Source organism: Desulfosporosinus burensis (assembly GCF_054657535.1).
The window spans coordinates 24,889-38,063 of record NZ_BAAHYN010000019.1 but is presented as its reverse complement, the minus strand read 5'-3'; the positions used below and the strand labels follow the sequence as shown (position 1 = coordinate 38,063).

General features: G+C 44.6%; 13 protein-coding genes. All 13 read right to left on the bottom strand.

Going from position 1 to position 13,175, the window contains the following annotated elements:
- Positions 1-59: 59 nt before the first annotated feature.
- A complete protein-coding gene (gene panD / locus ACYQ3Q_RS25025) occupies positions 60-443 on the bottom strand; it encodes an aspartate 1-decarboxylase (RefSeq protein WP_034140875.1) in 384 nt (127 codons plus the stop codon).
- On the bottom strand, positions 436-1,293 hold the full coding sequence (gene panC / locus ACYQ3Q_RS25020) for a pantoate--beta-alanine ligase (protein ID WP_459931161.1): 858 nt from the start codon (positions 1,291-1,293) through the stop codon (positions 436-438). The genes panD and panC overlap by 8 nt, the downstream gene beginning before the upstream one ends.
- Positions 1,294-1,309: 16 nt before the next feature.
- Entirely contained in the window at positions 1,310-2,191 is an 882-nt protein-coding gene (locus ACYQ3Q_RS25015; RefSeq protein WP_459931160.1) for a Rossmann-like and DUF2520 domain-containing protein, read from the bottom strand.
- A 585-nt stretch (positions 2,192-2,776) separates the two neighbouring features.
- On the bottom strand, positions 2,777-3,250 hold the full coding sequence (gene folK, locus ACYQ3Q_RS25010) for a 2-amino-4-hydroxy-6-hydroxymethyldihydropteridine diphosphokinase (RefSeq protein WP_459931159.1): 474 nt from the start codon (positions 3,248-3,250) through the stop codon (positions 2,777-2,779).
- Positions 3,247-3,624 (bottom strand): dihydroneopterin aldolase, encoded by a 378-nt coding sequence (gene folB / locus ACYQ3Q_RS25005; RefSeq protein WP_459931158.1) that lies wholly within the window; start codon positions 3,622-3,624, stop codon positions 3,247-3,249. Before folB ends, folK begins: the two co-directional genes overlap by 4 nt.
- A complete protein-coding gene (folP, locus tag ACYQ3Q_RS25000; RefSeq protein ID WP_459931157.1) occupies positions 3,611-4,825 on the bottom strand; it encodes a dihydropteroate synthase in 1,215 nt (404 codons plus the stop codon). The genes folB and folP overlap by 14 nt, the downstream gene beginning before the upstream one ends.
- A gap of 14 nt (positions 4,826-4,839) precedes the next feature.
- Positions 4,840-5,322, bottom strand: coding sequence for an HD domain-containing protein (locus ACYQ3Q_RS24995; RefSeq protein ID WP_459931192.1), 483 nt, complete (start codon positions 5,320-5,322; stop codon positions 4,840-4,842).
- Positions 5,323-5,360: 38 nt separating this feature from the next.
- A complete protein-coding gene (locus ACYQ3Q_RS24990; RefSeq protein ID WP_459931156.1) occupies positions 5,361-6,071 on the bottom strand; it encodes a DUF881 domain-containing protein in 711 nt (236 codons plus the stop codon).
- Positions 6,071-6,781: a DUF881 domain-containing protein gene (locus tag ACYQ3Q_RS24985; protein ID WP_459931155.1), complete on the bottom strand. Its 711-nt coding sequence runs from the start codon at positions 6,779-6,781 to the stop codon at positions 6,071-6,073. The genes ACYQ3Q_RS24990 and ACYQ3Q_RS24985 overlap by 1 nt, the downstream gene beginning before the upstream one ends.
- 183 nt (positions 6,782-6,964) lie before the next feature.
- On the bottom strand, positions 6,965-7,414 hold the full coding sequence (ndk, locus tag ACYQ3Q_RS24980; RefSeq protein WP_459931154.1) for a nucleoside-diphosphate kinase: 450 nt from the start codon (positions 7,412-7,414) through the stop codon (positions 6,965-6,967).
- A gap of 116 nt (positions 7,415-7,530) precedes the next feature.
- On the bottom strand, positions 7,531-9,471 hold the full coding sequence (ftsH, locus tag ACYQ3Q_RS24975) for an ATP-dependent zinc metalloprotease FtsH (protein ID WP_459931153.1): 1,941 nt from the start codon (positions 9,469-9,471) through the stop codon (positions 7,531-7,533).
- Between the two features lie 77 nt (positions 9,472-9,548).
- A complete protein-coding gene (gene tilS / locus ACYQ3Q_RS24970) occupies positions 9,549-10,973 on the bottom strand; it encodes a tRNA lysidine(34) synthetase TilS (protein WP_459931152.1) in 1,425 nt (474 codons plus the stop codon).
- Positions 10,974-11,287: 314 nt separating this feature from the next.
- The gene (locus ACYQ3Q_RS24965; RefSeq protein WP_459931151.1) at positions 11,288-13,048 is read right to left on the bottom strand and encodes a formate--tetrahydrofolate ligase; all 1,761 of its coding nucleotides are present in this window, start codon (positions 13,046-13,048) and stop codon (positions 11,288-11,290) included.
- Positions 13,049-13,175 lie beyond the last annotated feature (127 nt).

Sequence of the window (13,175 nt, the reverse complement as noted above, 5' to 3'; positions counted from 1 at the left end):
TTCGCCCTCTCTTGATGACAGACTCTATTTCCGGGTACAAAGTCAACTCATCTAACGTTTTAGGATTTTTGCCCATGTATTTCTTGTGAAGAAATCTTTGTCTCACGGTTTTCCCCATCGACAAAGACTACTTTAGGCTGGTATAGATGTGCTTCTTCATCGGTTAATACTGCGTAAGAAATTATAATGACTTGATCTCCGACTTGTACTTGTCGGGCAGCTGCGCCATTTAGACAAATCACTCCTGAATTTCTTGCTCCGGAAATCACGTACGTTTCAAATCTTGCCCCGTTATTATTGTTTACTACTTGAACTTTCTCATTCTCCAAAAGATCGGATGCTTCCATTAATGCGCTATCAATCGTAATACTTCCTACATATTGAAGATTTGCTTCAGTAATAGTGGCTTTATGAATCTTAGATTTCATCATTGTTCTAAACAATCGTTTCAACCTCCACTACTTTATTATCGATTAATCTCGTTGTCCCAAATTTAACCGCTAACGCAATAAGCACTGGGCCCTTAATCTCCGTTACTTCAGATAAATCTCCTGCAGCTCTGACTTCTACGTAGTCAATAAGGCCATGACTCTCTTGATGGATCCTTGCTCGTATCTGTCTCTCTATTTCCCGTGCCGATCGTTGTCCAGCCCGTAACTGTTCTTCAGCTTCATTAAGGCTTTGAGACAGAATTACGGCTTCCTGACGGTCTAATGTCTTTAATAACACATTACGGGAACTCATGGCCAAACCATCTTCTTCACGAACAATCGGGACAGGACAAATCTCAATTGGGAAATTCAGATCACTGACCATTCGTTTGATGATTAGATATTGCTGATAATCCTTCTGTCCAAAAAAGGCCATGTCGGGTTCTACAATATGAAATAGCTTACTGACTACCGTTGTTACTCCACGAAAATGGCCGGGACGGGTTGCACCACAGAGCACCTTATCCAATTCACCCACCTCAACATAAGTGACCATGGGGCGGGGATACATTTCTTCAACTGTGGGATGGAATAGGGCATCAACCCCTGCGTCTCGAAGCAATCGGACATCCCTCTCTAAATCCCTAGGGTAACGCGACAAGTCCTCATTAGGGCCAAATTGCAAGGGATTGACAAAAATGCTCGCAACCACGCAGGTATTGGTTTGTTTGGCCTGCTCAATCAAGGTTAAATGTCCCTTGTGCAAATAACCCATGGTTGGAACGAGGGCTATTTTACGCCCCAGTTTTTTTTCAGAGGCTATCCAATCACGCAATTCTGGAATAGACGAAGTTCTCCTCATTACTTATTCCGCCTTTCTAGTTGTCATTCAGTTGCACCGATTTTCGAAGCAACGACTTCAACAACTCAAATTCCTCTAATGGGTAGGTTATCCCCTGCAGTGCCTTCTTGCTTTCTCCTAACTCTAAAGCCTTAGAGCCTAAGCTTTGGTAAATCTCCACTAGTCTAGGTGACAAGTGATTTAAGTGGCCTTGTACTACTTGAACATCTCCCCGCGCAATCGGCCCAGTCAACGCCTGAGGCAATCCAACCTGCTCTAAATTGAAAAGCGTCCCTCTCATCAGTGGTAGCAAAGAGGCTAGAGCTTCTTCCCCTTGGATTCCTGCTTCTGCGAAAAGCTCAACTGCTAACGAGGCAAGTACCACCAAATAGTTTGAGGCCACGACTGCACCCGCATGATAAAGTGTCTTTTGGTCTGGCAAGATTCTATGGGGGATTCCTCCTAAATCCTTGACGATCCCCTCACCTAGTTCCTCATTGTCCCCCTCGATCCCGAAGTGAGTTCCTGAAATAATTGCCAAGGCATTTTCGACACTGGCAAAGGCCTGCAGTGGATGTAGCGACAAACAACTGACAGGTAAGCTCTCTTCTACTCGTAAAATGTTTGACGGTAGTGAGCCAGAACAGTGGATCCATGCTTGTCCTGATTTTATCAGAGCCCTAGCACTGAGAGTTTCTGCAATCGAGCGAATTACACCATCCTGCGTGGTAATGAACAAACTTTCAACCGCAGGGACAAGCTCCTCCAAGGAAAGATGATCTTTATTAAGATAACTTCGAAACCGCTGATATGAACGATCACTGCGGGTATGAACTCCGATACATTCATGCCCAACCTCTTCGAGCCGCACTGCTAAGGCTGTTCCTACGATTCCTGCTCCAATAATTCCAAATTTCATCTCGCCCCTCCTTTTAAGCTCTAGATTAACGTTCCGCCTAGCCGACTTGTCTATTAAGAAAATTGGCGAGCATCGCTTGGCTTTATCCAATCGTAAGACTCCCACTTCTATAAGTGGGTGTTCCTTATTTTGCTTCGGTGACGATAGTCTCCGGTACGATAGTCTCCGGTGGAGAGTATCGCCGAGCAGCCTTTCCCAAAAGGAATACTTAGCGGCGAAGGAGGTAGAGTCCATCCTACGGCGCGAAAGTATTCGTCAGTGGCTCTGCGCCTTCGGCGTAAGTCTCCACTGGAGACTTACGTCACCGAAGACTCGATGTTCAGCTTTAGCTGGACGAGTTCACTCTTCCTGACTAGTAAAAAAGAAGTGCCTTCACGAACGTGAAGGTACTTCTTTTTTACCCTCCGTCTCGGTCAAATTAGATCCAAGCGGTTTTAGAGATATAAAGTTGTTTATTAAATTTCAATTATAAGATGTGCTATTCTAACCAGACAGTACGACTCCTTAGATATCGCCTGCTATACATCAGTTCGCACATTTTGTTCAAAGTACCTGTTTTACATGTGGCTGATACTCATTGATGTATTAATTTTCAGGTGCCAAAGGGTAGACTTTCCCTTCTCCGAATACCTCAGAAATCAATCTTCCTGACGGCAAGACGAGGTTTGGTGCAATCTCTCGTAAGGGGGCAAGCACAAATTCTCGCTCTTCCAAGAGTGGGTGTGGCAATCTTAATTCTTCAGTCTCACTGACTATATTATCATAAAAAAGCAGATCAATGTCAATGGTCCTTGATCCCCAATGAACTTTTCGTTCCCGTCCCAGTTGAAGCTCAATCCCCTGACAAAAATGAAGAAGCTGGAGTGGTTCAAGGGTTGTTTCAATTTCCAGAACTTGATTCCAATACAGAGGCTGATCCATAACACCCCATGGTTCTGTTTCATAGATGCGGGAAATTGCCCTAATCGTTATCATTGGACCTGCCAAGGCCGAAATCGCCGCTCTAAGATAATAGGCTCGATCTCCCAGATTACTACCTAACCCTAAATATACCTTCATGCTTGTCCACCAGCTTCACGCCAAACCTCCACGGAAACATCTCTAAAAATCCCTGGAATCGGAGCTTGTGGTTTATGCACTTCAACCCGTACAGAGAGGCACGAAAACTGCCCTAAAACTCGTCCAGCAATTTCCTCGGCCAAACGTTCGATTAAAAGAAATCTACTCTCTGTAACGCAAGCTTTGATAACCTGATATACCTCCCCATAATGGATCGTATCCTCAACTTGGTCTGAAGAGCCTACCTTGCTCATATCAAGAAAAAGGTCCATGTCAATCAAAAACTTCTGTCCCAACACTTGCTCCTCAGGCAATGCCCCGTGGTAGGCATAAAATTCTAAGCCTCGCAAATGAATTGCGTCACGCCCCCTCATAATGTACTCCTCTCTGCCCTCTCACTATAGCATCTGCCATTTGCACGGCTCTGCAATTGGCCTGAACATCATGGACACGGATGATATCCACCCCTGAAACGACACCTAGAACACTAGTTGCCAGAGTACCTTCTACCCTCTCGTCGACGGTTAGGTTTAAGGTCTTGCCAATCATAGATTTGCGAGAGGTTCCTAGTAAAACTGGATGTCCGAGGGTTTTGAACTCGGCCAATCGAGCCATAACCTCAAGATTCTGCTCTGTGGTTTTACCAAAGCCAATTCCCGGATCGACAATAATTTGATCTCCTGATAATCCTTGTGCTTCAGCTAGTTCAATGCTATGTCTTAAAAAATTCAGCATGTCACCCATAAGATGATGATAGGTTATTCCTACTTGATTATGCATCACAATGACTGGAGCCTTATACTCACCAACAACTCTAGCCATGTCCGGATCTTTCTGCAAGCCCCACACATCATTAATCAGGTGAGCTCCAGCTTCAAGTGCTCTAGCTGCAACCTTTGCTTTATAAGTATCAATCGAGACGGGAACTGAGACACGTTCCAAAAGAGTTTTAAGGATTGGTTCTATGCGACGCCACTCTTCATCTGGACTCACTTCCTCATGCCCGGGACGTGTCGACTCCGCGCCGATATCTAAAATATCCACGCCTTCTTTAATCATACGTTCCGCTTGCTCAATGGCATTTTCAAGATTAAAGTATCTGCCTCCATCAGAGAACGAATCCGGGGTTACATTTAGAATTCCCATGACCAATGTGCGCTCCCCGAGCTTCAGTTCCAAGCCTCGGCAATTCAAGCTGCGGATCTTCGAAGTTTCGAGAGTTTTAAGTAACAGCATTAAATCATGACCAATTTTTTTAAGCCCAAAAGGTTGGGCCAATATCTTTGGCACCAGTTTCTCCAGTTGCCGAGTTGTACCCAGCAACATGACATCAGTGGCCTCCACATTATTCGTAATAACCTCACGGTGTACAGCTGCATCCCCTCCCACCGAGAGCATTTCCTGTTTAAGAATATGTGCTACACGTAAAGGAACCTGCTCTAATTTTATGGCTCTACCTACTGCTTTCCCAGCCATATGAGCTATTCCCCCAGGATCAGAACCAATTTGTGTTAGGGCCATTTTTGCTTCTAACACATTATTGAGGGTAACCCACCGTAAGCCATATGTTTGCATTTGTATGTCCTCCCCTAATACACGATCAGTTTCATCTCAGGTTTAAACTTATGACAATGTGTATGCATGGCACAATGACGACAATCTCTGGAACAATCATCCGCTATCGCCAAGGCTTCTCCCAAAAGGGTCAGATTGCCGTCATGATGTCTGCGATGTTCTCGAATTCCTGTTAGAATCACTGGTATATCCTCTGAGCTAAAGTTGCTCTCTTCAAGCAAGGGGAGAGCCAGCCGTGCGCTTACCTCTGCATGATCTTCACCCGTTTGGTACTCAACCCAACGGCCAATATCATGGAGCAGCGCAGCAGCGTAAACCCCCTCTTTCGAGAGGGTAAGTTCCCCTCTTTCCAGAAGATACGCATAAGCGATCCGAGCAACGCTTAATCCATGGTCAAAGCCGTGCTTACAATAAGGACGCCCCTTTTCCAAATCTTCGATCTTTTCCATGTAGCTCAAGTAATCCGCATTTTCTAAGATTTGGTTAACGCGGGCCATTGAATGCAAAATCTTGTCACTCCCTACACTTCATCAACCTACTCAATGAGAGCATCCCATGGTTTTGCTTGTTGAAATGAATACGCCCCCTTGAAGGATGGTATACGTATTGTTTTCCTCGCGATGCTTACAGTCAAACCATTCTGTTTGAGGGTTACAGCTTCAAGTTTTGAAAAATAGTCCAAAAGCGTGTCTTGATCCCCAATCGCGGTCAATTCATAAGGAATCCCCTCAGAACGGTTAATCGGTACTTGGTTAACCAAGATCGTCGAACTACCACTCAGGACGATAGCCGTCGAGGCAACGACCCGCTGATCGTTGATACTGATTGCCTCAGCACCAGCCAACTTTAAGGTGTTAATCATCCGAGAAATGTCATCTGTCCTGAGCGGAAACAAAACCTTTTTATTCCGGTCATCAATACTTATCTGTATCCCGGGCCCCTCTACCGCTTGAGTCCCAGCGTGCATCTGTAATTGCTTCAAATGCACAAGAAGTTGAGGATCCGTTCCTACTTGTTGCCGAGCTAAGTCTAATCTCTCTGATAATTCGCGATGCGTTTTCTGAAGTTGAGCATTTTGCTCTTGAGAATTTGACAGCACAGCTTTCATCTGAATCATACGTTGCGCACTAATCTGCTCAGCAGCGGATACATTCTTTTGAGTCTGAACCTGAAGAGATATTAAAAAACCTAAGGCGATTGCCACCATGGTGACAGGCAAGGCTAAGTTTCTTTTCCAACGCTTCATTAAGATCCCTCCTTAAGAGGTTCAGCATACTGATAATCTCTAAGTTTTCCTGCCGGAATTGTGACGTCATTTATTACCTCTAGTTTACGGGTAATTCCATATAACTCTTGAAACTCACCCAGTCTATCCCAACCATAAAACTTAAGAGCTGCCGATAAATTGTATGAATCACCAATCGCACCAATCACATAAGGAGGCATTTGACGGGTCCCATTGATCTGGATAAAAGCCCCTCCGCAAAACACTTCCGTAAATGTCGTTACACGTTGACCATTGATTGCAATAGCTTCTGCCCCACCATTCCATAGAGCGTTTAAAATCTCTCGAATGTATTGTTCATGAATAAGATAGATATTAGGATCTTCATCTCCGGTGGCAACGCGTGTTGAATCATTGAGAGTAATCCTGATTCCTTGACCCGTAAGTGCCACTAACCCTGCATTCATTCTAGCTTCTTGAACTTGTTGATTTAGCAAGGCGGAGGAACTTTGACCCTGGGCATATTTCAACAATTCTTGCTGTATCTTCTCATTCTCAGTGGAGAGTTGTTGATTTTCTTGTTCCGTTTTAATTAGACTGGGCACTGCCGTTTCCTGAAGCGACACCTGACTTCCAGCAATTCCCTGTGCCTTAATCAAAATTATGAAAAGAAATCCCAGTAAAACAGAGGCCAAACCTAATAGAGTGCGTTCTTTTTTATCTAAATACACTTTCACACCTCCATACTATATAGCATCGGCCGCTTTGTTCACAAAGTGAACTCGTTCAGCTAAAGCTGAACATGGAACACTCACTTACAGTGGGCGTCTTAAACTTAAACGTGGATACTTATCCCCGAAATGAATTTTATTATTTAGTTTAATAAAGGGACACCCATGCGGGCGTCCCTTTTCTTATTCACTCAGCCATTCGTCGCCCGCTTTTTGATAATCTAGGAGTTCTTCGGGTTTAAAATAAAGCGCTATCTCGCGTTCTGCACTTGTAAGCGAGTCTGAGCCGTGAATGATATTCCGACTAATATCCATCCCATACATCCCACGAATAGAGCCTGGATTGGCATTCGCTGGATTTGTTGATCCCATTAGTTCGCGAGCCAGCAACACCCCGTTTTTCCCTTGCCATACCATCGCGACGACCGGAGAGGACATAATATAGCTGACCGTCGGTTCAAAGAACCCCTTGCCTCGATGTTCTGCATAATGTGCTTCAGCAAGGGCACGATCCACTTGAATCAACTTCATGCCGGCGAGTTTTAACCCCTTCTTCTCAAAACGGGCAATCACCTCACCCACTAAACCCCTCTGAACTGCATCTGGTTTCAGCATAATGAATGTACGTTCCATCTCAGATTCTCCCCTCAAAGTGATCTAACCTGAATCTTATCTAGTAAGACTCCCACTTCTATTAAGCGGGAGTGGTACACTGTACTCTGCTTCTCGACTTTAGTTGAACGAGTTCACTATTTTTTATTTACCTCGATATCCACTGTTTGACTTGGCAAGTCTGAATCCTGGGAACCACTTTTTTCAGCGATTTCTAGCGGACTACCCTTTTCTAAACTTATAGAAACTTCGCGACCTTCGACTGCCTCCACATTAACCACAAACTTTTCCATCAGAGCTGCAAAATCTTTAACATCCAGTGTTTCTTTCTCCATCAATGCCTCAGCAATGGCGTGTAATTTATCAATATTTTGCTGTATGAGATTCTGAGCATTCTGGTAGCACTCATCAATAATGCGGCGAGCTTCTTTGTCAATCGAATAGGCCACTGCGTCACTATAACTACGATCACGGGAAATATCTCTGCCCAAGAAGACTTGCTCTTCTTTGTGACCGAAGGTTAGAGGGCCCAGTTCTTCAGACATGCCCAGCTCTGTAATCATTTTCCGAACGATCCCTGTCGCCCGCTCCAAGTCATTAGAGGCACCGGTACTGATTTCATGAAGCACTAAAGCCTCAGACACTCGACCGCCAAGCAGCATGGTTACCTGATCTAACAGTTGGGATTTGGTCATATAATTGCGGTCTTCTTTCGGAAGAAGAAGAGTATATCCTCCTGCCCTTCCACGCGGGATAATTGACACCTTGTGTAAGGGATCCGTATGAGCGAGGAGCTCCCCGAGTAAGGCATGCCCAGCCTCATGATAAGAAACAAGTTTCCGTTCAAATGGACTTATCACTCGACTCTTTTTCTCCGGTCCTGCGATAACTCGTTCAATCGAATCTTCTAACGCCTGCTGTCTAATTTGAGTTTCATTCCGACGAGCAGAGAGAAGTGCCGCCTCGTTAAGCAAGTTGGACAAGTCTGCGCCTGTAAAACCAGAGGTTTGTCGAGCAATCACTTGAAGATCTACATCCGTTGTCATTGGCTTGCCCTTGGCATGGACTTTTAAAATCTCTTCGCGCCCTTTAACATCTGGAACATCCACCACAACTTGGCGATCAAAACGACCTGGCCGTAATAGCGCGGGATCAAGGACATCTGCCCTGTTCGTAGCCGCGATAATAATAACACCATCATTCCCGTTGAATCCATCCATCTCTACAAGAAGTTGATTAAGGGTTTGTTCCCGTTCATCATGTCCCCCACCTAAACCAGCTCCCCGTTGCCGACCAACAGCGTCAATCTCATCAATAAATACGATACAAGGGGCGTTTTTCTTGGCTTGTTCAAACAAATCTCGAACTCTTGAAGCTCCAACTCCTACGAACATTTCCACAAAATCCGAGCCACTGATGCTGAAGAATGGTACGCCTGCTTCTCCAGAGACAGCACGAGCAAGGAGGGTTTTACCGGTTCCAGGAGGGCCAAACAATAAAACTCCGGTGGGAATCTTCGCCCCTAGTTCATGAAACTTCTTCGGTTGCTTCAAGAATTCAACGACTTCCTCAAGCTCCTCTTTAACCTCATCTGCTCCGGCAACATCGGCAAATGTCACCTTTTTCTTATCTTCCCCGACAAGACGGGCTTTACTTTTCCCAAACTGCATTACCCGGTTTCCACCACCCTGGCTCTGTTGCATCATGAAGAAGAACAAACCAACAATGATGATAATGGGGAGCATTGTGGTTAGAAGTCCGACCCACCACGGAGACTTAGGGGGTGGTTCAACGACAAAGTTAATGCCGCGGGAATATAAATCTGTTGCTAGTTGTTGATCATTGGCCAGGCCAACTACCTCGTGCTTTTTATCGTCCTTCATCGTGACTGTGTACTTAGTAGAATTATCTTCTACGACACCGACGACACTTTTAACCTGATCCTCGACAACTGCCTTTTTAAAAGCGTTATAATCCATTCCAATCTCTTTGCTAACGGGAGGGGTCGACCATTTAATTAACATAATCGCCATGAGAATTATTAGAAGATAAATTGCCGCATTCTTAAAGACCTTCAAATATGGTCCTCCTCTCTAGTTAGGAAACTGCCTCATTACAAAGCAATTCCTCATATTATACCATGCAGTATTAGGTTTTACAATGAATTCAAATTAGACCCGCACTTGTGTTTGAAAATACAGTAAACCTTTTTGCCTTCTTTTCCAAGGCGGTAAAGGTCGCTCTGACGAACACCGGGAATCCATAGCACTTCTGTTCCGCAAGCAATCAGTGGCATATGATTTCTTGCTTCGACAGAAATATTCTCCTCCTGAAAAACCTTTTTGAGGGACTTATGCCCTATACCCTGAAACCACATTTTGTCTCCCTGGCAACGTGTACGACACACCAGTTGTATCGGGAGCTGAGCTAAGCGGTCGTGGTCAAAAACTGCTACTACATTCCCCAACCCTTGTAAATCATCCTTCACGGGTTCAGGACTCCATTCCTTCAATAATCCAATATTTATGTTTAAATAGGGAATCTCTGCCCACTGCCCCATAACTATAGGTATCTCTGGAAACACAACCTCATCTTGCTGTACAGATATTGCAGGTCCTTTAAACCAAATACCCTCAGCCGTGATTTTTATCGTCATACCCGGTATATCCTGCATCCAACCGATCTTTCCCAGGGAATCCATAATTTTTGCAACATAGGAGTATCCCAACCCTCGGGGTTCATGCGCGACCATTGTGGCCGCTCTGCGTAACAGGCGAGACAGTATGGCAGGCGGTTCAGCAAAGACCTCACGGCTTAAGCCAATCGCATCCTGGGAATCTCTGAAATGGTACTTTTCCCAGAAAACGTCAACTTGCTGAGTTAGATAGTCTTCATCCCAGCGAAGAAGTTCTCCTGTACGACCAAGGGCCTCCTGAATTCGAGGGTTGTAATTCCTCTCCAACTCAGGTATCAACTCCAACCGGATTTGATTACGTACGTAAATAGGGTCTTGATTTGACCGGTCGAGCTCAAAAGGCACTGCCTCCTGCTCACAGTAATTCAGAATATCGGCTTTTGTAAACGTTAGCAACGGGCGTATGATCGAGTCTTTAGTCGGATATATTCCAGCCAAGCCGGCAGTTCCACTTCCTCGAAGTAAGCGATAAAGAATAGTTTCAGCTTGATCCCCGAGATGATGCGCCGTTGCCAAAAGTGAGCATCCTTCTCTGAGCATATCCTCTTTCCAACGGGCGTAACGCCATTCTCGCGCCGCTTCTTGGAATGATTGACCCATGGTTTTAGCAAATCCTTTGGCATCAAAACGGTGAATTAGACAGGGGATTCCCCACTTCGCTGCCATCTGTTGAACAAGGCGCAACTCAGAATCTGACTCTTTCCGAACACCATGATGAACATGTGTTAACACTAAGGAAATTCTTTTTGCCCAATCCTCTTGTACATATCTCCAAAGAATATGACATAGAGCCATTGAATCCGGACCACCCGATACTGCGACCATAACTTTAGTTTTGGGATCGATCAGTTGAGGTAATATGTGAGTGCGTAGTTTTTCGTACATACCTTCAATCCCCTTTACGAAACAGGCACAGCCTATAAGATTAAAATCCATAGTAATACAAATCCATCTGCCTGCTTAACCTATGGTTATGGTTATTGATATTGTTGTAGCTATAGCTTCTACGAAAAATTAAAATTTCAAACCTATTTTCCTTAACTATTCTAACACTTTAAATTGATTATTGACAAGAGTAGGGTTGAGTCATGAATCACCTCAACTAGAATAATAAAAAGGGCCCGATTTCTCAAGGCCCTAAAAATATTTGGTCTAATAACCATTGTAGAGGCAATTCATGGAATTGCCTCTACAAAATCTTAGAACAAGCCGCTAACTTTACCAGTCTTGGTATCAACGTCAATTCTTCTGTAAGCAGGATCGGAACTTGTTCCAGGCATCAAACTGATAGTACCTGCCATCGGGCAAAGGAATTTCGCTCCACCATAGACTAAGATATCACGGATCGGTAATCTCCAGCCTGTTGGCACACCTTTTAGAGTGGGATCGTGGGATAGGCTCAAATGGGTTTTAACCATCATAGTGGAGAAATCGGCATAATAGGGATCTGATTCAAATTTCTTAGCCTTAGCTTCTGCCTCTGGTGACCAATCTACTCCGTCTGCCCCGTAAACTTCTTTAGCGATAAGCTCAACGCGTTCACGCAACGGCATTTCCAATGGATAGAGGCATTTGAATTGAGATTCTTCTGTGCAAGCATCCATAACTGTATCTGCTAACTCTAAAGCACCATCTCCACCGCTGAGCCAGTGATCAGAATGAGCACAACGAGCTCCTGCATCCCTAACAATTTTCTTAATCAAGTCAATTTCTGCTTGGGTGTCTGTGTAGAAACCGTTAATGCAGACAACTGGAACGATTCCAGATTTTTTAATAATTCCAAGATGGTGAAGCAGGTTAGCGCAGCCTTTTTCAACCAGCTCGAGATTTTCTTGGGTATACTCTTCAGGTAATGGACGACCCGGTACGACTGCAGGTCCGCCGCCATGCATTTTAAGAGCACGGATAGTTGCTACGAGAACGGAAACATCCGGTTTTAAGCCGCCCAAGCGAGCTTTAACATTCCAGAATTTCTCAAATCCGATATCTGCTGCAAATCCGCTTTCCGTAACATGATAATCAAACATTTTGAGACCAACGCGGTCCGCAATAATGGAAGATTGCCCGATAGCAATATTAGCAAACGGACCAGCATGAACCATGACTGGTTGACCTTCAGCTGTGTAACAAATTGTTGGATTAATCGTGTTACGCATCCAGGCGGTCATTGCGCCATCGACTTCTAAGTCCTTAGAGGTAACAGGTTGGCCGGTTTTACTATAAGCAACGATAATTTTACCAATCCGCTCTCTAAGATCCGGAAGATCTTTAGCGACAGCCAAAATTGCCATTAACTCTGATCCAACAGCAATCCCGAATTTAGATGTCATTTGGAAGCCATCTTTTTTACCGCCAATACCAATAATAATATTTCTCAGGCCTTGAGCAGCGTAGTCAATAACCCAACCCATTTCTACATTCTTAGGATCGATGTCCAAGCGTTTCAAGCCACGCTTAGCAAGCTCTTCATCCGTATAGTTTGCTTCATGCTGCATCCGGGCATTCAGTGCAACCATGCAAAGATTATGAGCGTTCATAATGTCATTAATGTCCCCTGTGAGTCCTAAAGAAAATTCAGTCATCGGAATCAACAGAGCGTTTCCACCACCAGCTGCAGTACCCTTAATATTCATCGTAGGGCCGCCGGACGGTTGCCGAACTGCGCCACCAACGTTCTTGCCTCTCTTAGCGAGTCCTTCGATAAGACCCAGCGTCGTCGTAGTTTTTCCTTCACCAAGTGGAGTTGGGGTAATAGCTGTTACCTCAATATATTTTCCATCGGGTTTATCTCCAAGGCGCTCCATCATTTTCAGAAAGTCTACTTTTGGTGTTTTTCCGTAGGGGATTATTTCCTCTTTTCTGAGTGACAACGTTTCAATTAATTGGTCAACTGTAGGCATGTTTTTTTCGGCCTCTTCGGCGATCTGCCAGTCCTTAAGTTTTGTAGCATCCCAAGCCATTTTTTAATCCGCTCCCTTAATTTAATTTGATTGACTTACGTTTAGCCAGAATTTAAAACTCTGCAGCACCCTCAGTCTAAGGTTTTAAACTTAGGATTCTGAGTAGTTCCAATAAGACATAATAGTT

Excerpts from the sequence above, each read along its gene's own strand:
- tilS (WP_459931152.1), bottom strand. The coding sequence starts at position 10,973 with ATGTACGAAAAACTACGCACTCACATATTACCTCAACTGATCGATCCC.
- ACYQ3Q_RS24995 (WP_459931192.1), bottom strand. The coding sequence starts at position 5,322 with ATGGCCCGCGTTAACCAAATCTTAGAAAATGCGGATTACTTGAGCTAC.
- folP (WP_459931157.1), bottom strand. The coding sequence starts at position 4,825 with ATGCAAACATATGGCTTACGGTGGGTTACCCTCAATAATGTGTTAGAA.
- ACYQ3Q_RS24990 (WP_459931156.1), bottom strand. The coding sequence starts at position 6,071 with ATGAAGCGTTGGAAAAGAAACTTAGCCTTGCCTGTCACCATGGTGGCA.
- ACYQ3Q_RS25015 (WP_459931160.1), bottom strand. The coding sequence starts at position 2,191 with ATGAAATTTGGAATTATTGGAGCAGGAATCGTAGGAACAGCCTTAGCA.
- ndk (WP_459931154.1), bottom strand. The coding sequence starts at position 7,414 with ATGGAACGTACATTCATTATGCTGAAACCAGATGCAGTTCAGAGGGGT.
- panC (WP_459931161.1), bottom strand. The coding sequence starts at position 1,293 with ATGAGGAGAACTTCGTCTATTCCAGAATTGCGTGATTGGATAGCCTCT.
- ACYQ3Q_RS24965 (WP_459931151.1), bottom strand. The coding sequence starts at position 13,048 with ATGGCTTGGGATGCTACAAAACTTAAGGACTGGCAGATCGCCGAAGAG.
- folB (WP_459931158.1), bottom strand. The coding sequence starts at position 3,624 with ATGAGGGGGCGTGACGCAATTCATTTGCGAGGCTTAGAATTTTATGCC.
- folK (WP_459931159.1), bottom strand. The coding sequence starts at position 3,250 with ATGAAGGTATATTTAGGGTTAGGTAGTAATCTGGGAGATCGAGCCTAT.